The sequence below is a fragment of the Erythrobacter sp. MTPC3 genome, assembly GCF_042854385.1.
Classification (GTDB): Bacteria; Pseudomonadota; Alphaproteobacteria; order Sphingomonadales; family Sphingomonadaceae; genus Erythrobacter.
Genome location: NZ_BTGP01000009.1, coordinates 1 through 23,766, shown reverse-complemented (window position 1 = coordinate 23,766; position 23,766 = coordinate 1). Strand labels below are relative to the sequence as shown.

Here is a 23,766-nt window from a genome sequence, read left to right as displayed (position 1 = left end):
CCGATTATGCAGGCCCCCCGGAAGTTGTGTCAGCAGACACGGGCACTCGCTTTGTGCGCGCTGGCAGTGATGTGAGCGCATCTGATCCGGTTGTCGCTCAATGGTGGCTGCTGCTCGGCGATCCCGAGTTGACGCGGCTGGTGGAGGCTGCGCTGTCCGGCAACCCTTCGCTCGCCGCAGCGCAGGCGCGCATTGCCCAGGCACGGGCATCCATCAGGCAAGACCGTGCGGGTCGAATGCCATCGCTTGGGGCACAGGCCACCACCGTGCAGGGCCGGCTTCGTGGTCTCGACATTCAAGGCGGGGCGCCCCCCCCGTCAGAGCAAACCAATTCCGACGCAGAAACCGATGACTCGCTCAGCTTTTTCAATGTGGGCCTTAACGCCAACTGGGAGCTGGAGTTCGCCGGTGGCTCGCGCAGGCGCATTGAAGCCAGCAATGCCCAAGCTGCTGCAACGGTGGCCAATGCAGAGGACGCAAAGGTCCAGTTGACTGCCCAAGTGGCCAGCACCTACGTCAATTTGCGGGAGGCCCAATTCCGCGCAGAGCAATTTGAGGCGCAGATTTCGTTGCAGGAAGAGATCCTGGCGCTGACATACCAACGCTATCAGCGCGGTGCATTGCCGCTTTTCCCGGTAGGCACCGCGAATGCCGAACTGGAGATGCTCAAGTCACAACTTGCCGAAGCTGAAGCGGATATCGCAGTCCTGTCTGATGCACTCGCTATACTGACCGGACAGGTGCCGGGATCAGTTGATGCAGCGCTCACGACTGCGCATTCCATTCCCATGCCGCCAGAGCAGGTCGCGATCGGCGATCCGGCAAGCCTGGTGGCGCGTCGGCCTGACATAAGGGCGGCCGAACGGTCTCTTGCCGCGTCGACGGCGCGGATCGGGGTGGCCGAGGCGGCGCGGTTCCCGAAATTGTCCTTCACGGGGATCCTGGGCCTCGGCGGATCCTCGTTGGACGACGTTGTCGATGTCGGCGATTTCTCCGCACTCGCGATCCCACGCCTCCAGTGGAATTTTCTGGATTTCGGCAGGGTAGACGCTGCGATCGACCAAGCCGGGGCGGCGCGCAACGAAGCAGTCGCCAATTACCAGCAGACGGTGCTTCTGGCACTGCAAGACGCCGAACGTGCCTTGGCTCGCTTCGGCCAGCAGCGTGTGGCGCTCGCTGCCAGTATGCAAATCAAGAAGCAGGCTGACGGCGCGGCGGACCTGAACCGCCAACGTTTTGCCGCAGGAGCGATCTCGAAGGCTGACCTCAACCGGGCCCTGCGAGAACAGCAGCAGGCCTCAGCAGACCTCGTCCGGGCAAAAGGTGCCCTTACGCTGGCGTGGATCGCGCTGCAGAAGTCGCTGGGCCTTGGGTGGCAAGAGCCTGTTCGAGATCAATAGTCCCGCCGCGCTGATCAAGTGATCCGGTTGACGAGAAGTAGGCGCCCCTGCCGCTGGCGACCAACTTGTCGTCGGGCTCGAGAACCCGGGTTTCCGCCACCGGAATCTGTCGCCCGATCTTCACGATCTGTCCGTGAGCAGTGAGAGGTCCTGAGGTTGCAGGACGGTGGTAATCGACATGCAGATCGGCCGTCGCTCTCGCCGCGACTCCCCCGGCAAGCAGAGTATAAAGCCCGGTGAGGTCGACCAGTGAAGCCAGGATCCCTCCATGCGCCGACCCAATCATAGGGTTCGACACGATCTCTTCGCGCCATGGCATGGTGATCGCGATTCCCTGGTCGGAGCATGTTGCAATCTCCAGCCCAAGCCATCGATGAAACGGCGCGATATTCAGCATTTCCTGCAAGCGCTCTCGATCGATCATAGCTCCCTCGTCCCCTGTGGTTGAGCCGTATCGCAAGAGTGATGGGTTCGTAGGAAATCGACGATAGCGGCGGAGAAGGCATCGTTCGCATCGCCCACGACCATGTGCGTGGCATCGGCAATATCGGTGTATTCTGCATGGGGGGCGAGTTGTCGCAGATGCAAAACGGCCTCTTCGGAAACAAGATCGCTAGAGCCGCCTCGGATGAGGTGAAGCGGAAGCGTGAGATTCGCCGCAGCTTGGCTCAGCATTGCCGATTGACGTTCTTGGCTGTCTGGGTCGCCTTGTCTGGCTGACATTATATTACGGATAAACACCGGGTCCCAGTGCCAATAGAAGCGCCCATCCGACTTCTGCCGCAGATAGTTTTTCAGACCATCGCTCGCGCCCCGCTTGGGACGATGCGGCATGTAGCGAGCGATCACGTCGGCCGCCTCCTCTGGTGAGGCGAAGCCGCTATCGACATGCTCTTCCATGAAACCAACCACGCGCATCACACCGCTGGGCTCCATGCGCGGGGCAATGTCGACCAATGTGAGTGAAGCAAAGCTACCTGGAGCAAGCTCCCCTGCGGCAATCAGTCCAGCGAGCCCGCCCAGTGAAGCGCCAACCAGCGCTGGCTTCTGGTCCAGGCGCGACGCTGCAGCGACCAGATCCGCCGCGAAGTCGCGCATTTCATAAGCTCCGCATGGCGACCAATCGCTGTCTCCGTGACCGCGCATGTCGAAGGCGATTGCGCGAAAGCCGGCTTGAGCCAGCTCGCTGACCACCCTTCTCCACGCGCGCCGTGTCTGCCCGCCGCCGTGCGCAAGAAGGACGGGTTTAGCGTAGGCATCCCCCTCAGCCTCGGCTGTAAGAGAAATCGCGCCTGCGCCCTCAATCGTAAAGGTTTCTCTCGCCATCTCCGGATGGTAGGAAAGGCGCGCTAAATAGTAAACCAATTTAGTTTGTGGCTCTCGGCTCCGTGTTGGCTGTCCTGCAGGGGCGTTTCAACGACGGCAAAAGTCTATGCCAAGAGGGGTTTCTCCAGACCATTCTCTAATGCACCGGCTTGCGATTCGGTCAGCAGTCGCTGTCCGCTTAATCCGCTCAAAGATATAAAAGCTGCCTTTCCGCTTCCGGCCCAGTTTCAGTCATACCATCATAACCCAATCTCGAACGGCTTGATCCGCTCCTTAGTCAGGTCTGGTGCCTTCTCTCGCTCGACCTGCTGCTCTTTGTTAGGCGCTTGGATTTGACCCGCCTTGACTCCCTTGGCTGCCGCAGTCCCAAGCCGTTCGGTTGTCTCGGCTGCCGAAGACTTCTCGCCCAGATTGGTCGCAATCCCTCGCCCAACCTTGTCCCGATTGTCGACAATCAGCGTGAGCTCGTCTCGCAGACGTGTGATCGTGACGAGGAAATTGCGCTGCGAGAGCAGTCGCCGCTCGCGGCTGTCGAGCACGGCAATGCCCTTATCTGCTGTGAGGCCCTGCGCCATATGGGCGTTGAGCGCATAGGCGAGGTCGATCCGCTTCAGCATCGGGTCGTTCGGCTTCAGTTTATGCTCCATGCCGCTGGAGCTCGTGACCATCACGCCGTCCTGGTTGATCGCGGTCACTATTGCCCTGTCGGCATTTATCAATCCGCGTTTATGGTCGCTCGCCGTCCAACGGATGGCGTCCCCGTTATAGAGATCGAGATCCTTCTTCTCGAACAGCTGCAATGTTTGGTCGCTGCCCTTCGACGACAATTTCGCTGGCACGAAGCGGAGCAGATGCCCTCGCTCATCGCGAAGCGTAACAACACCCTTCTCAGTATCGACAGCGGCGACCTCATGACTTCCTCGTCCGAGACCATGCCGCGATTGGCGGCTTGCCACTTCGAGCACCATGCCCGGCGCGTAAATGCGCGCGTAGCGCAATTCCTCGCGTGTCGCGTTCACACGGGTTAGAACCGCAAGCCTTGCGCTCGCTGGTCCGATTTCGCCATTGGCGGCAAGCCCGGTTTGAACAGCGGTGTTGATCTCAGAGCGCAAACGACGCCCTGCAGCGAAGATCGACGTGCGTTCGCGCTCTGCTAGCGGAAGGGAAAGCCAGCGTTCCGCCGCAACGATTGCACTGTCCTCCTGGACCTCGACAATGTGATCCTTGAGATGATCGAGAGCATCGCTGGTTTTGCCCGACTGCGCTGCTTGCTGAGCTCTCTCCAGGGTATCGGAGCGCGCGCGAAGATTGTGGTCCATGCGCGCCGTTTCGGTCCCTGCGCGCTGCGCCAGAGCAAAGGGCTTGCCCGCTTCGACAGCTCCCAGTTGCTTTTCGTCGCCCATGAGCACGAGGCGATCGACCTTGAGCAGATTGGCAAGCCGGATCAGCCGGTCCTGGTCGCGGGTAGAAACCATTGAGGCTTCATCGAGAACGAGGACAGTGTCGCGATAGTCTTCGCGCGCAGCGGCGATCTCGGCTTTGCCAACTGAGCCATCCAGCAACTTTCGATGCCCACCGAGAAAGCGGTGCAAGGTCATCGAAGGAATGCCCGTATCCTTCTCCAGCATGAGGACCAGTGTGTTCTGGACCCCGAGGCCGATCACCCTCTTTCCGTGCTCCCCCAGCAGCTGGTTCATTGGCCGCAGCACGCTTGATTTGCCGGCCCCTGCCACACCCTGGACGGCTACAACGCGATTGGTCGAAGACAGGATCAACCGGCCTGCCGCTTCCTGACCGGCGTTGAGCTTCATTCCGTAATTAAGCGCTGCCGACGCTTGCAGATATGGCCCAGCGGTCTCGGCATCGAGGATCGGACGAACTGCGCCATTCCCCTTATCGATCTCGGCCAGCATGCGGGTCTCCAGCGTCAATGCATTGGATGTCGTCAGCCACCCTTTCTGCGCGCCTCGCCCGCGTAACAGCGCGCCCTGCTGCGCGAGTTGCCCAATGCGTTTTTCGACTGACTTCATTGTAGTCGGCAGCCCGAAATCGAGCGACGCCTTGGCAAGATCAGTTGCCGTAAATGCCGCCTCTCGTTCGGACAAATGCCGCACCGCCGATGCAACCGCGTGAGCCGTCGCAATTTCTTCCCGGCCTTTCAAATGAAGCCGCTTGGGAATGAGCGGATCGCCCTCCTTGATGCCCATTCGCTCGGCGACGCTGGCGATCATTGCCCTGCCCCGTTCAAGCAAAGTGGGGCGATCATTTGCCCGCTTCATTGCCGCAACAGTCAACTCGTGTGAACGCAGCTTCGCGTCGCGCACCATGCCTTCAAGGTCGAGCCTCTGATCCCAGGCCTGCCCTTCCCATTGGGCCATCAAGGCACCGCGATCGACATCGCTTTGCTTGGCCTGCCGTGTCGCCAGCGTCGCCACGACACTCGACGCCAAAGCGTTTGAGGCGATTCTGCGCGGAGAATTGCCCAACGGCGAACGTATCGGACACCAGGGTCAGTATCACCGCGCCGGGACAGATCTGACCTTTTCGCTGCCCAAAAGCTGGTCGCTTCTGGCGCTCGTCGGCAAGGATCAGCGGATCATTGACGCGTACCGTTCAGCGGTCGTCGAAACGCTCCAATGGGCAGAGAAGAATGCGGCCCAGTATCGCACCGAGAAGGGTGGCAAAGAGCGACTTCATGCCAGCGATAACCTGACCGTCGCGCTGTTCCAGCACGACACCAACCGCAATCAGGAGCCGAACCTGCACTTCCACGCTGTGGTCGCCAACATGACGCAGGACAAGGACGGCAAGTGGAGAGCGCTGCGTAACGACAAGCTGTGGCAGCACAATACCTTGCTCAATGCCATGACAATGGCGCGTTTCCGGATTGAGGTAGAGAAGCTTGGCTACCGGATCGGCGCATTCGGAAAGCACGGCAACTTCGAAGCCAAGGGTATAGACCGTGATGCGGTGATGGCCTTCTCGACGCGGCGGCAGGAGGTGCTCGAAGCCCGACGCGGCGGCGGGCTTGAGGCGACCGTGCCTGAAAGACCCAAGCGTTCGGCGCCTTCACCGACCCAGATCCCGGATCGATCAGCGTCCGCCTTGGTGTAGTAATTGTCGTTGGCGAAGTAGTTCGCAGCACCGCCAGCCGAGCGCACATTGGCAACCGAAAGCATCGCTCAGCGCCCCTCGCGCTTCGCGGCTTTGCGCTCGCGATATTCACGAATGCGTCGTTGGTAAGCGACCACCACGCGGTCCCGCAGTTCCTTATCCTTGTGCGTGCGAAGCCACCCATCAAGGGCGATCTTGGTGAAGAGCAGATCGGCCAGAACCTGATCGCGGAACGCCTCGTCCTGGGATTCATCAAGCGCCTCGATGACGGTGAGCTTCAGCCACTGGCTGACGCTCATATGGGCTGCATCAGCAGCGGCTTTAACAAGCGCATGAAGGTCTTCGTCGACATAGCATTGAAGGGCAAACCGCACGGCGTCACCTAACGTTTGGCCGCCCCTCCTCGGCCCAATGACCCCTCTCGACTGACATCAGTCTACGGCAGCGACCACCCTGTAGGAAAACGCTAATTTTCGATTTCAAATTAATAGCTTAGAGCCGAGCAACTCACATGTGAGTTGCGGATCGCGGAGTGACATCAGATGACATTACTTGGCGACAGATGCCGAAATATCGGCGAAACCCGCAGAAATCCTCGCCTTAAAGACACCGGATCTCCGGGTACGGTGTGCGCGAAGTTGTTCCCCATTTGGACCGTTGTGATCGACTAATTCCCCGACCGAATTTCGACGATAAAGGCATTGGTTTCACACGGATTCTGTAGCCCATCCGGCGCATGAAGGATAGCTAATCCTGCAAAGAGCCCCATTCGCAAACTGGCGTATTTGTAGCAGATGGCCATCGGATTGAGCTGATCTCACGCTCTGCATCTACGACACCCTACGGCGCTGGCAAAGTGGGTTGATCATCGGTCAGCGAACCTCCACAGATGCGAAATGCCTTATGCGGATGGGCGAGCGCTTCAGCCGATATGGGAAGTCGAACTAGTCCATTCGCTCGCCTCCCGTATGTGATCATTAGCAAATCCGGGATTGGTCAACATTTACCGGACTGAGAAGGTCGGGACGGACCTCTGATTCAGTCTTAGTATTGGCCCCATAAGGTCATCCTAAGCACCGATCCCTTCGCATGAAGCTCCAATATGTATAGAGCTTCCGAACACCCCTCACTCTTCCTTCATTTCCAGAACAGTTAGGCATAGCTCACCCAGTTTGTCGGCAGCTTTGCGCCCTAATTTCGGTCACTGAGACTGGATCGACTGTCTGTTGTGAGCTGACACTTGATTGCTAAGTATTGCACCACCGGCGCAACAGGAATTGGGGGACAAAGTGGTGCTTCAATTCCGGACAACTGAGCGAACGGATCTGAGGCACACGATCTTAGCTGATCCGCATGCGGCGATTAATCTGTGCTTCTTGGTCTTCTCGCTTTGCATCCCAAAGATAACGTTCCTCCATGTATCGTAAGATATCTGACACCCTCGGGTGGGTGTATTCGACAGCATCTGCCCAACGGCCATACTTGCTTGCCAGTTCTCTCTCTTGATCGCCACCTTCGCCGCGCCAATGCACGCCGCGTGAGTTAAATAGCGCAACAGTCATACCAGCCTTGATCTGTTCATTGGCGACCTGCTCCAAAGCATCGCAGACGACTGTGCATGGCCATGTCCCGTCATCATTAGCGGGTGAATGAGACAGCAGTTTGCCAATGCATTGGTCGCCCATGTCCGACCGCGAAAGTTCGCCGCATTTTTCTCTTACGTTCTCAATCCAATCTAGAAGGATTTCAGTTCTCAGATTTCCGTCTTCGTCGTGCCCAGGAATTCGCTTGATTGTATCGAGTAGGGTATAGCTCTGACGAGCCATAGCCATTCGTTGCTCTTCTTCCCCAATGCGAAGTTCAAGCGGATCTTGTCCGCCATCTTCACGTTTGAATGCCATTGCCACCGATTGAACGAACAACTCTGGGTGTTGCTCGATCCACTTCTCCAGGTTCTCAGGCCTGCCTTGATCGAGTCTAAAGATCTCAAGAAAATGGAATTCGATGACCGAAAGCTCCTCGACCGAGGCTGCCCCGCTATTCGTTACAATCTCAATCGCATCGCGGAGATAGTGGCCGTCCAATCTGCTGTGACCAGAAGGTTCTTCTGAACTCGATATGATTGCTCTGAGCAGTCGATATACTGTGCGAGGCTCCAGAGCCTTTAGCTTCCAATGCGCGAGGTCAAAAGCAAGACGCGGGCGTCTGGCTTCTACCAGTCGCGCAACGGCAAGACGGAGATCATCATCTTCGAAGCACATCCCCGGGACAATTTCCTTCCAATACTGCTCGGCGAAATCATCGCCCAGCTTGTCCAGAGCATCCCACGTTGATTTCTCAAAAGGAGCTATCAGCAAGACTGCGAGCTTTTTGGTCTTGTCCAGCTTTTCAACGAGCGGTCCGAGGAGCGGCCTTTTCTCCCAGTCGGAAGTGTGCAAAGCTCCTGCAACAATCTGCGCGATGTTCCCATCGAGTTTCTCTTGGTCTTGTACGAGCGTCAGCGCCTCTTTGAGCAAGTTTTCCTCGTTGAGGACTTTCACCAAGCAGCGCCCAATCGTCTGTGCGGCTTGCCCCAAATTAGCAAGTTCAACCACGCGATTGATACCCCCGTTTTCATATACCTCTTTGAGGGCCGACACTCTTTGCTTCTCAATTCGCTCGTCGCGCTTTTTGAAATCGAAGTCCTCGTCTTCAATTTCAAAGGCGGATTCGTCCACCCAAGTGGTTCGGAATAGCCACTCATGACGATACACAACGTCTGATGGCGCAAGCGCTTCATAAGCTGAAATTGCCCTGGCAAGGGCTTCTTCTTTCGGAGAGCACGATTGGCTGCGCTTAACCGCGCGCCGACTGAGGGCCGCCGTGCGAATCCTTTCGCGAAGCCACGACTTGTCGGCCTCACTTGCAGATTTCGCGAACTCATCGACTAGGTCCCAAACTCGACCTTTCATCTCATCGCTGACACCCGATAGACTTGTGACGAGATCAGCGAGAGTCTCGCGCGTATGATGGGGCCAATTCACGGCAATTTCAAAGGTCTTCAATGCGAAGTCGTTAGCCTCGCGATTAGTCGTCACACCGCCATATCCATGGCCATCAGGTCGCCACTTGGGTTTATGGGAGTAGTGGCCGGTCCGATGACCCGACTCAAACTGTGCCAGACCGATTGGCCAAGCAACCTTTGGGTGCTTCTCTACCAGTTTTTCGAACGCGGCGATCCTTTGGTTCAGATTCGCGGCTGTTTGCGGCATCCAGTTGCGGAACATCGCTCCTAGGCTATTCGACGGCTTGTTGAGCAGGTTATCATCAAGCGGCTTCTCGGCCAGCTTCCCAAGCACCAAGATTGTTCGCAAAAACCGCCTCGGAGACCATGCCAGTCCCTCTAGTGCCCAAAGGAGACCAGTCCTCGGAGAACTACTAAACATCGATGAACTCGAAGGCCTCATCAACGACATTGCATAAGAGTCGTCGGATTCAAGATCCTTCTCAATGATCGACAAAAACCTATCAGGCGCAGCCTCTGCATAGAGGGCGAGATTATCGATATGGGTTTCGAGCGTGGTGTCAGAAAGAGGCGTTAGCAAGCCTTCGACCAGCCTGTTCGCGCGAGACTCGCAGTCGAAGTTCAGGCGGTTCTCGAACAGTGAGTTGCCGTAGACCGCAAGGAGAACCAATGTCTCCGCGACGCCTTCTCTTATTGCGCCAGAAAGCTCTCTCGTTTTCCCATGAATGCCTGCTGCCCATCGCTCATCTTCTGGTAGCTCAAGGGACGGATCGGGTTCCGACAAAATGATTTCTGCCACATCGAAAAACCGCTCGAGATCAGCGGCAATTATTGAATTGTGGATCGCAAACAGGACATCGATCTTCGATACTACCCCATTAAAACTTCCCGCCGACCAGACAGGAGAAGAATCGAGCGGAAGTAGCTCATTGAAGTGCCTATTGACGGTCTCAATTTCTTGATCGGCTGCAAGGCACTCGATCATTGCGCAATCTGCCTGATTGTCAGTTCTCCAAACACCGGCAAACAATGCGGGCACCAACGTGCGGGCAACCTCTTTGTCGGTTGACCAGTCCGGCTTCTGAATGGCATCGAGTTTTGAGAGCCTACGCCTTAGCACAGTCAGGGAGCGTCCAGACTCACGCCCCAACTGGTCAATTCGATCCCGCTCCAATCCAAGGTCTTTGAGCGCCTCATCGAAATCCTCGTAGTTCAGTGTGTCCAGAAGGACGTCTGGCTCTTTGGAGGTCGCGTTCCGCGCATAGACAAGGAAGGACGGCAGTGAGTTTCGATATGGGGCGAGTGCTTTTTCGACATCACGAGACATCACGACAGGCACGAAGTTTGACACCTTGTTCGCCAATTTCGTCAGAGTTTCAGCGTTCTCAAAGACCACCACTTGGTCTCTTAGGTGGCCTAGGTCGTCGTCGTCATGCGAGAATACACAGCTAAGGAATGCCAGAGCCTCATCTCTCGAATCTGCAAGAATAAGCCCTGAGCTATATGGCTTTGTTTCGACCAATCGCTTCACCGAAGCCCGATGGGCTTTGACTGCACTTTGAAACATGGAGGGCTTGAGTTCAGGCTCGCAATCAGCAGACCAATCCCGCCAGATTTGATCAAGCGACTTGCAGCCTTGAGCAGACTGGTTCGTTTCATTCGCGAACCACACCTGAGCCGGAATAGATTGTTCCAACCATTGCTCTAGGTCGCTGGCATCGAGGGCACGAACGTCCTTCCACAGCTTCTTCTTTTGCTGCGCTTTGGCCCACTCAGCCTTGCCCGACCAGCGGCGCGGCGTCACAAACACAAAGGTGATGGCTTTTCGTTCAGTAGCATCGAGGGCTTTGACGCTCTTCGCGAAATCACCGTCAGCCTTGCCTTTGATGTCCTTATTGACACCGAATTCCCACACGGATTGTCCGTGGGGAATCCAAGGAGTGGCCTCACCTGACTCTACCTCGCCATCTGCTCCGGGAACTTCGCTGTCATCATTGCCAGGAAAGCTAACTCTTGAAAGCTGCATGCCAGTCGAATTTACCAACAGCCTGAGCAACACTGCCAGCCTTTGGCGAGGCTTCAGTCCCGTCGAAGCCCAACTTTCAATCGTGATCGATTTGATCTCAAGGAACGGCGGGACGTAGGACTGCACGGCTTCTGTGACGGCCTTTCCCTTTGCAATCTTGGCATCAAATGCGCTTTGAAGATTGAGCAGATCGCGAGCATCCGCGCCAAATGCCTTGGCGAGTCGCCCCGCCATGTCCGGGGAAAGATCGGCGTTGCCGTTCAGTAGGTTTGAAAGTGTGGGGCGACTGACCTCAAGGCGCTTTGCAGCCTCTGTGACGTTCATGCCTTTGGGAATGATGTGCTCGCGAATGTGCGAACCTGGGTGCTCTATGTTGCTCATTTGCATATCATAACCGAACTTACTGTCGATTGCAATATTGTGTAGCGTTACGCACTACAAATGAATAGATGGTCGGCCCCTAGTCGAAGTTGTCAGACTTCTTACCCGGTCCCAGAAGCCGGGACCCGCCTTTGGTGCGGTGTGCGTGATCGCGTGTCCGGTTGGCTTGATCTTAGCTCTTCTCTCCGTCGTAATAATTGATTGATCCTGTCGGCTTTGACCTTGCAGAGCCTCACAGGCGGACAGTCAACTACCGGCCCAGTTTGAGCCATCGCTAAACGTCGTAATCTGGGGGTGAAAGCGGACTTCAAGACCCGCAGCTGTGGAGATGCGTAAAGATGCTCGATCATGCTTTTGCAGACGCCCTGATTAAAGCTTGCCAAAGACTTTCTCAGGGAATGCCTCGTTTATGTGAGGAAGATGACGATTGGTGTCGTCTAGGTCCCGATGCTATCAAGACCCATAAACAAGTTCGCCGTTCTCGCAGTTGGCTTGCTAGCGCTTACGAGCATGCGCGACGGCGATCAGCCGACTGCGCTTTGCGAGTCCACTGTTCAGCCAGAGAACGAAATTTCCGTGCTCACCTACAATGTCAAAGGCCTTCCTTGGCCATTAGCCTCCGGACGTGAAGAGCCCCTGCGACGCATAGCAAGTGGTCTGCACGAATTGTGCGGGACCGCTGAGCGTCCGCACGTTGTGGTCCTTCAGGAAGCCTTTGGTGAAGCTGCCGATGATTTCATTCGACAGGCTGGCTATCGCCATGTTTTGCGCGGGCCAAACGTGGATGATGCAGAGTTCAGTTCGTTTGTTGATTGGGATGAGCAGTTCTTTGACAACGCTAGCGCGGCACTCGGCGAAGGACTTGGTCGCTACCTCAATAGCGGACTTGTAATCCTGTCCGACCGTCCGATCGAGTTGGTCGCGAAGGGGATTTTTCCGCAGGAAGCGTGCGCTGGATATGATTGTCTGGCCAGTAAGGGTATCGTGCTCGCACGAGTTTCTCTCGGCGAAGACCTCCCAGCGTTCGTGATCGGCAACATCCATATGAACGCAAAGAACAGTTCAGGTGCCTCTCCCGAACGCCAGATCGAAGCCTATCGCCGGCAAGTCGACCTGGCGACAGAGTTTGTGAGCAACAGCCGGGATCCTCAGCTCCCCTTTGTGTTTGCAGGTGACTTCAACATGGGGACGGTCGAGGCACGGCGAGATCACCTCTTTGCATCCGGACTTCATGTCAGAGATGAAAACGACGGCCTTCGCGTTCTTGCCTCGCAAGGGCAGAGACCCGTCGGCACCGAGGAAGTCATTCGCCACGGTGCAGATTATCAGTTCTACTTTTCCTCGCCGCAATGGTCGCTTGAGCCTCTCACAACCTCCATTCCTTTCGGGCGAGCAAACGCAAACAAAGAACTGTCAGACCATATCGGTTTTATGGTCACCTACAGACTGACGCCCGCAACCGTCTCGCAAAGCATGGAGGCGCAAAATGCTTCTTGAGCGCAGCAGTCCGAGTGATCAGACAGAACAATTCTACGCCAGCTGCCATCCCCAGATTGCGGTCTTGCTCCCCTGCTACAATGAGGCGGGCGGCATCGCGAAAGTTATCGAAGATTTCCGTCAAGCACTACCCACTGCCTCGATCTATGTCTGCGACAACAATAGCTCCGATGAGACAGTGCAAATCGCTACCGATGCGGGTGCGATTGTTAGGCGCGAGCCCAGACAAGGCAAAGGCCACGTCGTTCGCCGCATGTTTGCTGACATAGACGCTGATATTTATGTGATGTGCGACGCCGACGACACTTATGATGCCAGTGCCGCCAGCGCGCTGGTTGAGGCGCTTGTGATACAAGGCCTGGATATGGTGGTGGGATCACGACAGCAAGAAAAAGCGGGGACCTATCGGCCGGGCCACGAATTCGGCAATTGGATGCTGAGCGTCCTAGTGAGAAAGATTTTCGGAGACCAATTCCGTGACATGCTAAGCGGCTACCGCGTGTTCTCTCGCCGTTTTGTCAAATCATTCCCGGTTATGTCTGGTGGTTTTGAGATTGAGACAGAACTCACGATCCATGCGCTTGAGCTCGAAATGCCAGCGTGTGAGATGCCTATTCGGTTCAGCGATCGCGCGCCTGGGTCAGAAAGCAAGCTTCGCACGTTCCGCGACGGTTTCAGAATTTTGGGGACGATTATCAATCTGCTGAAGCAAGAGCGCCCGCTGCAACTGTTCTCGTTTTTCGCCCTTTTGCTTTCGCTTGTTTCTATTGTGTTGGCGGTGCCAATTGTGATGACCTATCTGGAAACGGGCCTTGTGCCCCGCTTCCCAACGGCCATCCTGTCCAGCGCATTGATGTTGCTTGGATTTCTCTTTTTCTTCAGTGGGCTTATCCTGCAGACCGTCACGAGAGGCCGTCAGGAGGCAAAGCGTATGTGGTATCTAGCAGTGCCTGGCGTTCACGCGACATTGGATAGATCAGAAGGCGCGCGCTAAGGTGCAGATCCACCGTTTCGCGCGGTTTGCGCTGGTCGGAGCGGCCGGATTCCTGGTCGATATCGCTACGTTATACGGCGCTTTGGCTATTGGTTTAGGGCTCTATCTTGGCCGGGCAGTTTCTTATCTGAGCGCTGCGACTTTTACGTGGGCGGTCAATCGGCGCTTCACGTTTTCTACCAGTGCTTCTCCCAGTCTCGCAGAATGGTTTCGCTTCGTTCTTGCCAACGCTAGCGGAGGCTTGGTCAACTACATAACTTATGCGGCGCTTGTTACGTGGGCTGCTGGCTTGCTGGCTCATCCCGCGCTTGCGGTTGCCTGTGGCTCAGTTGCTGGTCTGGCCGTCAACTATGCTGCAAGCGAGCGCTTTGTGTTTCGTAAGGATCAAGACAGCGACGTTGGGCACGGCTGAGCTGTTCAGCCAGAAGACCGCTGTAATCGGCCAGCATCGAGCTTAGATCATAGTCGCGCGCCCGTGCGATAAGTGCGGCTGAACCGCGTGGCTGACCAAGCCGCCTTTCGATTGCCTGCGCCAACGCACTGGCGTCACCTACTGGGACTAATATATCCTCGTCCAAGGGGCGCAGAACTTCCGCAATGCCGGTCGGAGCTTTTGTGGCAACCAACGGTGTCCCGCAGGCTAGAGCTTCCAAAACTACATTACTGGCCCCTTCCCAGCGAGACGATGACACAAACAGGTCTGCTTGCCGCAAATGAGCGGTTACATCGTCAACATGCCCAAGTAGCTCAAGCTGATCAGCTATACCTTTGTTTTCCGCGTACCTTTTGAGACTGGCGATCCAACCATCGGTGCCTCTTCCAAGAATGCGGAGAACGGGTTTCGGGGTGATGCGGAGTTTGGCCAAGGCGTCAATTAAGGTGTTGAAGTCCTTTTGCTTCGACAACCGACCGATGCCAAGAATGATAGGGCGCTCGTTTTCCGTCTGCTTTCCATGCCCGCTCGCATATCGATCAATGTCGATCCCATTGGGAACGCACGAGACGCGTTCGGTGTCGAAACCGATACCATTTACAAGCTGGCCTTGAAGTTCCTCAGAGACCGCCACCACATGGTGCATCGCTTGGAATTGAAACCGCTCCTGCGGCTTGATGATCGCCCTAAATATGGGATTGGCATCTCCAAGCGAGACGACTGCATTGCTCGCTCTGCCAACGAAGCGAGGACGCGCATTGGCGGGAAGCATCTGCAGCGCCTTGGCGATATGCCAATGCATCTGGTTACCGGGCGAAAACAGCAATGATGGCGAGCGATTACCGAGCGCTTCAGCCAAGGCACTGTGATGGAGAAAAGAGTCAAGATCGCGCTGGTGGCTGGATGAAGCCTCTAGGACTGGATCGACAGGAGCGACATCCTTAGCCTGACCGAGAAACTCACCTTGTGCCCTGAGCGGCCAAATTTCGAAGTCGATGCCATCGGCGCGGGCGCGCTCTGCGATCCGCAGCAGGTTGCGAACCACACCGCTAGCGCGCAGATCGTAGACCACCGCACCGATTTTGCCCGACTGCGTCACTGGGGATCTGTGTCCTTCGTTCGCAACCAGAAAACAGCGTCTCCAAATGGACTTTCGATACGGCGATACCCATAGCTTCGAGCATAGGCCTCTATGGGCTCCTCCAACCCAAACGTATCGACATGATCGAAGTTCTCATATCCCGTGACAATCGTATCGGGCCGGGTTCGCTCTAGATAGGCGGCAATATCTGAGGTCGAAGTAATCCGCATCGCCCACTGATCTTCCGGTGCAACCATCGAGGCTGTGCGATATGCAAATGGGCCCGTCGCAAATGTCGGATCAAGCGGCAAGCCACTAGCAAGGACGACCTCAGGACTCAGGCTCACGCTCAGACCATTGAGCCCGGCTTTGGCCGCCTCGCGTGCCAGGTAATCACCTTCACTGCTGATGGTGAGAGGCGAGGTATCGCCGCCTATAGTTCCCTTCCAAAGCTGGAAAAGCGGCTGTCCTACGCCCACGAGCGCGGCGAGGAGCATGGCGCATTCGATGACGAACGGCGTCCGCGACTGTCCTTTGCCTGCTTCTTGCCAAACAACGCCAAGACCCACGAACAATGGTGGCAGTAGCGGCATGGCGTATTGCCGCCAAGTCGGTGTCGGTGCGATCGTTGCCGTCAGCCCGGCCAGGACGAGTACGTCGATCAGGATCAAGAATTGCGACTGAATCTGGCCATTTCTAAACGAACGCAGCCGCAGCCAGCCGTAGATCACTAGCGCAAACAGCGCAGGTCCTCTGATGAGCGTTAGCAACACGTCTCGAATTTTGGCCAAAACAGTAAGGCGGTCTTCCAGCCCATTGGCCGCATACCAGGCCAACGGCGCTTCCGAATGGTAGCCAAAGTTGCCATAATCAAACGCGAGAGGGCCGATGTCCCGAAACCAAAGCAGCGGCAAAAGCGCGAGGGCCAATCCAAGGCCGATCGTTGCGGATTGCGCTATCGCTTTGCGAATGGGATTTTTCTTCAGCACGAAGGCCCAAATCGGAAATCCTGCAAAAGCCAACGCCGGAGCTGCGAAGGAAATTTTTGTGCCTGCCGCGAGGCCGAGTACGGCGCCTGCAAGGAGCCACAAAAAAAGTCGGTTCTCCCTCGTTGGCTCATTAGAAAGCTCCCTTGCTGCGATCAAGATAGCCACTGCCATTAGGAGCGTTGGGAGCGCATCGTTGCGGACGACCGTCACGCTGAAAACAAATGTATGACAAAGCCAGAGCAGCATGCAGCAAATCGCTGCTTTGTCTTTGGTTACTTCAATTGCTCGCAAGGTCAGAAATACGACCGCGAGAATGCAAGCGCCAAGCAACCCTGTGAAGAATCGCGCGGCAAGAAACCCGTTCTCTTCGAATATGCCAAACAAAGGAGCGAAGAGATAGGCTTGGTAGGGGGTCTGCAGATAGAGAAAGTCTCGAAACGGCACCAAACCGTCGCTGACAAGCTGAGCAGCAGCAATATACTGGGTCTCGTCGTGATTGACAGGCGACACGATCGCCAAAAGTGGCAGGACGAGTGCAAGAAAACCGAGCCAGCCGATTTTGTGCTTTAATGAGGGGAAAAGATGGCTTTGAGAAGGGGCGAGCACGCTTTGCGATGCTGATGCTCCGGCATCCGTCTGCGCATGCTTGCTCATGATCGCGCACTGCCATAGTGCCGCAACACGCTTCGGGTTCCGGGATAATTGATGCGCGTTTGGCTACAAGATGATGTTTTGCGCAGAGTGCTGCGCAATACCGGGCAAATGGGAGCTGGCAAAATTGCCGGTGCAATCCTCCACCTTGCATCAATTGCCGTAACCGCCCGAGTTCTTGACCTGACAGACTTCGGCTTACTGATGCTGTTTCGCAGCGTCGCACAAATGGTTGCGGCGATCGCCAAGTTCCAATCCTGGCAGGCGCTGGTCCACTTTGGCGCTGATCCATATGAGCGCGATGATTTTGGTTCGCTCAGAAGCCTATGGCTTCGTCTCGCCCTGATAGATCTTGTTGTTGGAATTGCGGCGATGGCGCTGGGCGGTGCATTTGTGCTGAGCGCCGCATCGACCGTAAGCATTCCGACGGACTTCGCGTATCTTGCCGCTGCGTATTGTTTGATCGTGCCATTACAAGTCTCCGGAACACCCACCGGTATTCTTCGGCTAACAGATCGGTTCGATCTAATGGCATGGCAAAGCCTGGTGACACCGGGTGTGCGACTAATCGGTGTCTGTATAGCGTTTCTGGTTGGCGCACCGCTTTGGGCAGTTGTCGTGGCCTGGGTCGCATCTGACATTCTGGGCGACCTTTTCCTCTGGGTTTGCGCGATTGCAGTCGGCAAAAGCAAAGGGCTAGCAAAGAAAGTGGCAGCTTCGAGCGATAGAACTGTACCGCGGGCAATCCTGTGGAGATACTTGCTTGGGACAAACTTCAACGCCTCGCTCCAGCAAGGTGCATTGCCGTTAATGACGCTCGCGATCGGCGGGATCATGGGACCTTCTGCCGCCGGGGCATATCGTTTAGCCCAGACATTGCTGGACGCATTGCTCACACCCGCTGAGCTGGCAATGCGCAGTCTCTTTCCAGAGATTTCGAAGTTGAAAAATGCTAAGGGCGAACGGCTCAAGGAAATCATGCGCAATGTTGGTCTGACCTCGCTTTGGGTGTCCATACCTGCGGGAGCCATTCTTTTCGGCGGTTCCGGCATAATTGTGAGTGTTCTGGCTGGTGAACAGTATGCTGTAGCAGGATCTCTTTTGGCTGTGATTGCGTGGTCACTTCCCGCGCTTTTCCTCGGTGCTATTTGCGAGACCTTCATGCTTGGGAGCGGGAGAGCACTGTCACCGGTTCTGTCGCGCGCAACTATCGTTGGGTTGTCTATCATGGCCATTTTATTTTTGGGCGAACACATGAGCCTGTCGGACCTGGGCGTCGCGCTCCTGGTCGCTAGTTATGCTGGGTTGCTCGTCTTGGCTGTGCCAACTGTTATGGCCATGCGCCAGACACAGGAGGCAGGTCCTTCCGAATAGAGGAAACTGGCGCTGCGAGCGTGGCGGGACGTTGGGACAGAATTCGCTCGACCAGTTCCATGTCTTCTTTTTTGTCGACATCAATTGGTGCTTCGGCGTCAAGCACGACCACTTTTGCTTTGAGCCCCATCCTCTTTCCTGCACAGGCCAAGCCATCTTTAAGGCCAATCGTGCGCGTCAACGCGCGGAACAACAGGCTGGGACCAAAACTGGCGATGAGCTTCAAGCCCTTTTTTCGGTCCTGCTCGACCGCCTGCCAGTGCCGAACCGCTGGCACACAACGATCATTCCCGAGTGCGAAGAGATTGGCACCGGAAAAATGGCCGTCGGAAAATTTGAGCCAGGTCCTTTTGGTTTCCGGAAACTCCTGTTCAACAACAGATCGTTCTCCCAATCCGACAGCAACATCACAGCCTTTGGCTTCGCCGAGAAAATCATCCACGCGCTCTGGCGTTAGCAGGGCATTGTCCGCTGTCGTGACCAATACAGGCCATGGCGATTGAGATGTACCGATGACGGCTTCGATGCTGGTTGCAATGCCGTTTCCACTTATCGCAACCTCAACATTGGGATGGCTCAAAATGTCTGACGGTTCCGATCTTGCGATCAGCTCGATTTGTTGTGCGAGCACCAAAACTTGCTTGACCTTGGAGCTGTCCAATAATGCCCGAACCACTCTGGCAAGCATGGTTTTGCCCCCGATTTCGATCAGGGCTTTTGCCCGAACGCCGAGTTCCTCTGCTAGAGGATCGCCGTTAGGCCTTTCGCCAGCGAGAACGATCGCGGTCCATTCACCTGAATTTGGTTTGACTTGCGCTTGATTCGCCAAGTTCCGCTCCGAAAATCTTGTTTCGGAGCAAGGACGACACGGAGCAGAATTTACCTCAGCCGATCAAAGGAGAAAACTGAGCGCCAAGGTCGAATAGATCAGGCCCAGCGCGAAGCCCGTCAGGACATCGCTTGGCCAATGCACGCGAAAGATCAGGCGAGTGCTGCCAACGAGCACCCCCAGCACAGCGCCACAGGCCAAAGAAAGCCCAGCATCTCCGTGAGAGGCAACAAAGCCGATGCCGGTAAAGAGGCTGACGGCGCTCAAAGTGTGAATGCTCGGAAAGCTCGAGGTGAATGTCGCAACACCAGCGACTGGGCCCGAGGGTCTTTTCCGCTGAAAAATCGCCTTGAGTGCCCATCCTAGCGCGCGACCGATGGCAAGAAAGGTGAAGAGCCTCGCTGCTTCGATCGGGCCAGCCAACGAAGCCTGCAGCGAGCAAGCGAGCAAACCTCCAACGATAAGAAACGCGTCTCCGCCAAGGGCAGTGATGTCGCGCACAGCTGTGAAACGTTTGCGTTTTTCAACCAGTCGAGGACCATCCAGCCAATCCAATACGGCATGATCAAAATCGCCCAGTAAAGTGAACAGTCTGTTTGGCAATGGTGGCCCAATCTCGTTTGTTTCGCTAAAGCTCAAATAATGGCTTATCGCACACTTGATCAGGCCCCTAGGCGGTTTCGCGCAGCTTGCACAGGCGGGCGACTTTGAACGCGCCGGAAAACAGCCTGCAAGCACTGCTGCTCCAAAACAAAGACGCGATCTTGCGGTTTCTGCGCGTCCGTATGCGGGGGGAGACGCACGAAGTCGAAGACCGTTTTCATGACACCTGGATTAAGCTAGGTCGGATCAAGCCAAACGGTCCGATCCGTGATCCGATACCCTACATTTACAAGGTCGCCGACAATGTAGTGCTTGATGCTCGCAAGATGCGTCAGCGCCGGGAAAAGCGTGACGAGGTCTACGGTGAAGCCAAGATCGAGCCACAATCCGAATGCGCAGTCAGCGGTATAGAAGCGCATGTGGAACTGCGCGAAGTGGAACAGGCAATCGAAGACTTGTCTGAAAGAACACTGCTTGTGTTTCGTAGGGCGCGAATTGAAGGATACACGCAGAAAGAGATTGCTAAGCAGCTCGGCATCTCAGTCAGCGGTGTGGAAAAGCATCTGCTCAAGGCCTATGCGCGGATCGCAACTTTTCGCGCGAAGCAAGGTGAGGATTTGCCATCGTGACGTCGTCTAAAGGCACAGATATTGCTGATCAAAGACCATCCGATGCGGTTATGCTGAGTGCTGCCAAATGGCGCGCCACGCTTTATGCAGGTGACGCTTCGGCTGAAGACTGGGTTGCATTCACCGACTGGATGGAAGGCTCGCCCGACCACGCTACAGCGTATGACATAGTGTCGGAAAGCGAAGCTGAATTCGTTGACTACTTTGAGCGATATCCAGAAGAGCCGCTTGAGGAAAAAACCGTTCAAGCCCGGTGGCAGCCATGGGCAATCGCCGCTTCTGTTGCTCTCCTGATAGTCACTTCACTCTCTTTCTTACCTGGTGTTTTGACGTCGAATCCAGAGCCTATGCGCATCGCAACTGCGCCCGGAGAAACGCGAGAATTCGAGATAGCAAGTGGGCTGGACGTTACACTAAATGGTGACACGCTACTGGTCCAATCGGGAGAGGATCCCTCAAAATTTGAGCTCGTTAGCGGCGAGACGCTTTTTGCGGTCGGTTCTGACTACTCGTCCGGTATCGAGGTTTCTCTTGGCTCCTTGACGATCCTTGATCGAGGCACCGTATTCAATGTCTCTACAGGCCCACGAGAACACCGAATTTCTGTCTCGGAAGGTGCGGTGGAGCTCTTAACAACAAACCAAACCTATGTTCTCGAAGCCGGTCAAATCGGGAAGTTCGACATAGCTAACGGTGGGTTGCAAATCGAACCCTTTGATCCCGCGACGATTGGCAGTTGGACGGAGCGGCGCTTGCAATACACCGGAGCGTCCATTGATCAGGTCTTATCGGATGCATCGCGCATCATTGGGTCTACCATTGAAGCAGGCAGCTGTGCGCCTGCAGCGGACTTTGCTGGCACAATCCAACTTTCCGGCAATGCGGATGAAGACGTTTCGCTAATCGCTGACTTGATGGGTTGCACCGCGCAGACTACGCCCGGTGGATGGATCTTCGCCAACTAGCACTTGCATTTGTCAGCATTCTTGCGCTCTCGCTGACGCCAAATGCAGCATTTGCAGGTCACGATGCACCGCGCCAGATCGACATTCCCGCTGGCAACCTCATTATGTCGATTAACAATTTGGCGCGCCAAACAGGCGTGACCATTGGTGGCACTCAGTCCGGGATGAGCGAGATCAGGACTCGGCGAGTTCGCGGTCGAATGACTGCTCAGACCGCACTTCGCCAATTGCTCGAAGGAACGCCTTATACCTATCGAAGGCTGTCAGGCCACGCCTTCAGGATCGTTGAAGCTCCAAGACAGACTGAGCGCCGTCCATCAGAGCGGTCCAGTCCGAGCCTGCAGCCACGAAGACCAGCAGCCGTTGTCAGAGAGACTGTAGGCCCGCCCATCGTTGTGACCGCTTCAAAGAGCAATGCTGAACTGCAAACCTATCCAGGGTCAGCGACGGTGCTCAACGTCTCCAATATTTCCCCGGCGAGGATGTCTGGAGGCGTCGAAGATGTTGCTTCAATCCTTCCCGCCTTCACCACCACGAATCTGGGGCCGGGCAGAAACAAAATATTTATCAGAGGCTTTGCTGACAGCAGTTTTAGCGGCCCCAGCCAGTCGACAACTGCGATCTATCTCGACGAATATCGCCTCGTTTATTCGGCACCAAATCCAGACTTGCGATCCATAGATCTGCAATCGATCGAACTGCTCGAAGGTCCGCAAGGCACGTTGTATGGGGCTGGAGCAATCGGTGGCACGCTTCGAATCGGTCAAAATGCGCCTGCGACGAATGATCTTTCTGCTTTCGCGAGCGCGGAGCTGACAGCGGTCGAAAGCGGAGGAACTGCCGGATCATTCGGTGGCTCACTAAACCTGCCTATCGGCAATCGCAGCGCGTTTCGTTTGGTCGGATATCGTCAAAATCTGCCCGGCTACATTGATGATATTGGCCGCGACCAACAAGATGTGAACAGCAGCACAATCGCAGGTTGGCGCGCGAGTTTTGCTACGAGTATTTTCTCCGACTGGGATGTGCAGCTCGATGTCCTGCAACAAGATCTGGACACGGAAGACGGGCAGTATTCCCAGCCTGACCTTGGCGTTTTTGCGCGCAGCTCGGCAATCGCTCAACCTTTCAGCAGCGATGTCTCCCTTGCTGGCCTTACCTTGTCCCGAAGCTGGGATGGGTTTGATCTCGTGTCTGCAATCAATTGGACTGAAAGCGATCTTGAGACGCGGTTCGATCTCAATTCTGAAAGCTCAGAAGGAGTGCCAGAGCTGTTTGAAGAACAGCGCAACGTCCAACTCTTCAATCATGAAACCCGTATCACCGGGAGAGCCAGTGGCTTCAAGTGGCTGGCTGGGATATCAGCCCTTCAAAACGACGATCGTCGAACGCAGCTGATTGGCACCGAAACTGAACAGAGTGAATTCGAAGATCTCAACGTCGGAACGACAGAAATCGCGGGTTTTGGTGAAGCAAATTTTGAGCCCATGGATCGCGTCGACCTGACCCTTGGCTTAAGGCTGGTTCATACAAGAACAGCCACCGAGATCGACACGGAAGACGAAGGGGATTTTGAGCCGAGGCGTGAGCAGTTCCGTGCCCTTCCAACTCTCGCAGTTGGCTATCAATTGGGCGACGACTGGTACGCCTATGCGCGCTACCAAGAGGGATTTCGATCAAGCGGCTCGACAATCATCGTTGACGATGTCGAGGGCCTCGGCGTTGAAAACTTTGATGCCGATGAAGTGATCTTTTATGAAACAGGCGTGCGTGGCTCCATCCCCGCTTTTAGCATCACTCAACTGTCTTTTTCCCTTTCTTATGCGGAATGGGAGAATATCCAATCAGACCTTATCGATGAAGACGGCTTCCCTTTTACGGCGAATGTGGGAACGGGCGAGATATACTCGGCCAATCTTTCCTTCACTGCCGAGCCGTGGCGCGGTTTCGAGGTCGAAACGAGAGCGTTCCTCTCGCGCTCTGACACTGTTGCGACCGAGCAGGGAGTAGTTGGCGAAGAAGGAGAGTTTCCAAACATTCCAGAGCTCGGCATTACAGTGACCGCGCGCCAATCGTTGCTTGAACGTGAGCGTTCGCAGCTAAGGGTCGGAGCTGACTACACCTTCGTAGGCGAGTCGATACTCGCGATTCAGCCTGATCTAGAACTGGATCAGGGCAACCTGTCAGTGGGAAATGCGTGGCTTGATTATCGCTTTGGACTCAATCGGCTGACTTTCACAATCCGCAACGTTTTTGACGAGACTGATAATCGGTTTTCATTTGGAAACCCCTTCACGGTGCGGGACGAAGAACAAGCCACACCATTGCAGCCTCGGACTTTCAGCATCGCATTGTCCAGAGAGTTCTAGGCTGCGCTACGGTGAACCGTCAGTATTTGGCCTAGGCGGAGAAGCGATTGACCGATTATGGGTCGTTAGCGGAATGGCGGCTTTTCGACTTGAATTTGGCA

At 55.7% G+C, this 23,766-nt stretch carries 18 protein-coding genes and 1 pseudogene; 9 read left to right on the top strand and 10 right to left on the bottom strand.

The features are described from left to right. Positions 1-26 precede the first annotated feature (26 nt). Entirely contained in the window at positions 27-1,400 is a 1,374-nt protein-coding gene (locus tag ACGHU1_RS12670; RefSeq protein ID WP_390587459.1) for an efflux transporter outer membrane subunit, read from the top strand. Here ACGHU1_RS12670 and ACGHU1_RS12665 read toward each other — a convergent pair. The 3 genes from ACGHU1_RS12665 to ACGHU1_RS12655 form a co-directional block, all read right to left on the bottom strand. Continuing rightward, positions 1,330-1,824, bottom strand: a complete 495-nt coding sequence (locus ACGHU1_RS12665; protein WP_390587457.1) for a hotdog fold thioesterase — start codon at positions 1,822-1,824, stop codon at positions 1,330-1,332. The two genes, ACGHU1_RS12670 and ACGHU1_RS12665, sit on opposite strands and share 71 nt — an antisense overlap. Next, a complete protein-coding gene (locus ACGHU1_RS12660) occupies positions 1,821-2,726 on the bottom strand; it encodes an alpha/beta fold hydrolase (RefSeq protein ID WP_088713301.1) in 906 nt (301 codons plus the stop codon). Before ACGHU1_RS12660 ends, ACGHU1_RS12665 begins: the two co-directional genes overlap by 4 nt. Before the next feature lie 239 nt (positions 2,727-2,965). Then, a complete protein-coding gene (locus tag ACGHU1_RS12655) occupies positions 2,966-5,161 on the bottom strand; it encodes an AAA family ATPase (protein ID WP_390587454.1) in 2,196 nt (731 codons plus the stop codon). 16 nt (positions 5,162-5,177) lie between these two features. On the opposite strand from ACGHU1_RS12655, the pseudogene mobF reads away from it, so the two are divergent. Then, positions 5,178-5,744, top strand: a pseudogene (mobF, locus tag ACGHU1_RS12650) (MobF family relaxase); the annotation flags it as partial. Here mobF and ACGHU1_RS12645 read toward each other — a convergent pair. From ACGHU1_RS12645 to ACGHU1_RS12635, 3 genes are all read right to left on the bottom strand, one after another. After that, complete coding sequence (locus tag ACGHU1_RS12645) at positions 5,633-5,905, bottom strand: relaxase domain-containing protein (RefSeq protein ID WP_390587451.1); 273 nt, start codon at positions 5,903-5,905, stop codon at positions 5,633-5,635. The pseudogene mobF and the gene ACGHU1_RS12645 sit on opposite strands and share 112 nt — an antisense overlap. 3 nt (positions 5,906-5,908) lie before the next feature. Next, positions 5,909-6,139, bottom strand: a complete 231-nt coding sequence (locus tag ACGHU1_RS12640; RefSeq protein ID WP_390587449.1) for a hypothetical protein — start codon at positions 6,137-6,139, stop codon at positions 5,909-5,911. Between the two features lie 1,041 nt (positions 6,140-7,180). After that, positions 7,181-11,251 (bottom strand): HigA family addiction module antitoxin, encoded by a 4,071-nt coding sequence (locus ACGHU1_RS12635; protein ID WP_390587446.1) that lies wholly within the window; start codon positions 11,249-11,251, stop codon positions 7,181-7,183. Between the two features lie 510 nt (positions 11,252-11,761). Here ACGHU1_RS12635 and ACGHU1_RS12630 point away from each other — a divergent pair. Genes ACGHU1_RS12630 through ACGHU1_RS12620 form a run of 3 tightly spaced genes read left to right on the top strand, consistent with a single transcriptional unit; the run spans position 11,762 to position 14,154 of the window. Continuing rightward, a complete protein-coding gene (locus tag ACGHU1_RS12630; RefSeq protein ID WP_390587444.1) occupies positions 11,762-12,748 on the top strand; it encodes an endonuclease/exonuclease/phosphatase family protein in 987 nt (328 codons plus the stop codon). After that, positions 12,738-13,742: a glycosyltransferase family 2 protein gene (locus ACGHU1_RS12625; RefSeq protein ID WP_390587441.1), complete on the top strand. Its 1,005-nt coding sequence runs from the start codon at positions 12,738-12,740 to the stop codon at positions 13,740-13,742. The genes ACGHU1_RS12630 and ACGHU1_RS12625 overlap by 11 nt, the downstream gene beginning before the upstream one ends. A gap of 1 nt (position 13,743) precedes the next feature. After that, a complete protein-coding gene (locus ACGHU1_RS12620) occupies positions 13,744-14,154 on the top strand; it encodes a GtrA family protein (RefSeq protein WP_390587438.1) in 411 nt (136 codons plus the stop codon). Here the strand turns inward: ACGHU1_RS12620 and ACGHU1_RS12615 are convergent. Further along, on the bottom strand, positions 14,087-15,274 hold the full coding sequence (locus ACGHU1_RS12615; protein WP_390587435.1) for a glycosyltransferase: 1,188 nt from the start codon (positions 15,272-15,274) through the stop codon (positions 14,087-14,089). The two genes, ACGHU1_RS12620 and ACGHU1_RS12615, sit on opposite strands and share 68 nt — an antisense overlap. Beyond that, on the bottom strand, positions 15,271-16,899 hold the full coding sequence (locus ACGHU1_RS12610) for an ArnT family glycosyltransferase (RefSeq protein WP_390587432.1): 1,629 nt from the start codon (positions 16,897-16,899) through the stop codon (positions 15,271-15,273). Before ACGHU1_RS12610 ends, ACGHU1_RS12615 begins: the two co-directional genes overlap by 4 nt. A 51-nt stretch (positions 16,900-16,950) precedes the next feature. Here ACGHU1_RS12610 and ACGHU1_RS12605 point away from each other — a divergent pair, with 51 nt between their 5' ends. After that, positions 16,951-18,270, top strand: a complete 1,320-nt coding sequence (locus ACGHU1_RS12605; RefSeq protein WP_390587430.1) for a lipopolysaccharide biosynthesis protein — start codon at positions 16,951-16,953, stop codon at positions 18,268-18,270. Here the strand turns inward: ACGHU1_RS12605 and ACGHU1_RS12600 are convergent. After that, positions 18,227-19,099 (bottom strand): nucleotidyltransferase family protein, encoded by an 873-nt coding sequence (locus ACGHU1_RS12600; protein WP_390587427.1) that lies wholly within the window; start codon positions 19,097-19,099, stop codon positions 18,227-18,229. The two genes, ACGHU1_RS12605 and ACGHU1_RS12600, sit on opposite strands and share 44 nt — an antisense overlap. Positions 19,100-19,162: 63 nt before the next feature. After that, entirely contained in the window at positions 19,163-19,738 is a 576-nt protein-coding gene (locus ACGHU1_RS12595; protein WP_390587424.1) for a phosphatase PAP2 family protein, read from the bottom strand. A 68-nt stretch (positions 19,739-19,806) separates the two neighbouring features. Here ACGHU1_RS12595 and ACGHU1_RS12590 point away from each other — a divergent pair, with 68 nt between their 5' ends. The 3 genes from ACGHU1_RS12590 to ACGHU1_RS12580 are packed head-to-tail and all read left to right on the top strand — an operon-like array spanning position 19,807 to position 23,665. Beyond that, a complete protein-coding gene (locus tag ACGHU1_RS12590) occupies positions 19,807-20,331 on the top strand; it encodes a sigma-70 family RNA polymerase sigma factor (protein ID WP_390587421.1) in 525 nt (174 codons plus the stop codon). Continuing rightward, positions 20,328-21,296, top strand: coding sequence for a FecR family protein (locus tag ACGHU1_RS12585; protein ID WP_390587419.1), 969 nt, complete (start codon positions 20,328-20,330; stop codon positions 21,294-21,296). The genes ACGHU1_RS12590 and ACGHU1_RS12585 overlap by 4 nt, the downstream gene beginning before the upstream one ends. Further along, positions 21,278-23,665: a TonB-dependent receptor domain-containing protein gene (locus ACGHU1_RS12580; protein ID WP_390587417.1), complete on the top strand. Its 2,388-nt coding sequence runs from the start codon at positions 21,278-21,280 to the stop codon at positions 23,663-23,665. The genes ACGHU1_RS12585 and ACGHU1_RS12580 overlap by 19 nt, the downstream gene beginning before the upstream one ends. Positions 23,666-23,766: the final 101 nt, after the last annotated feature.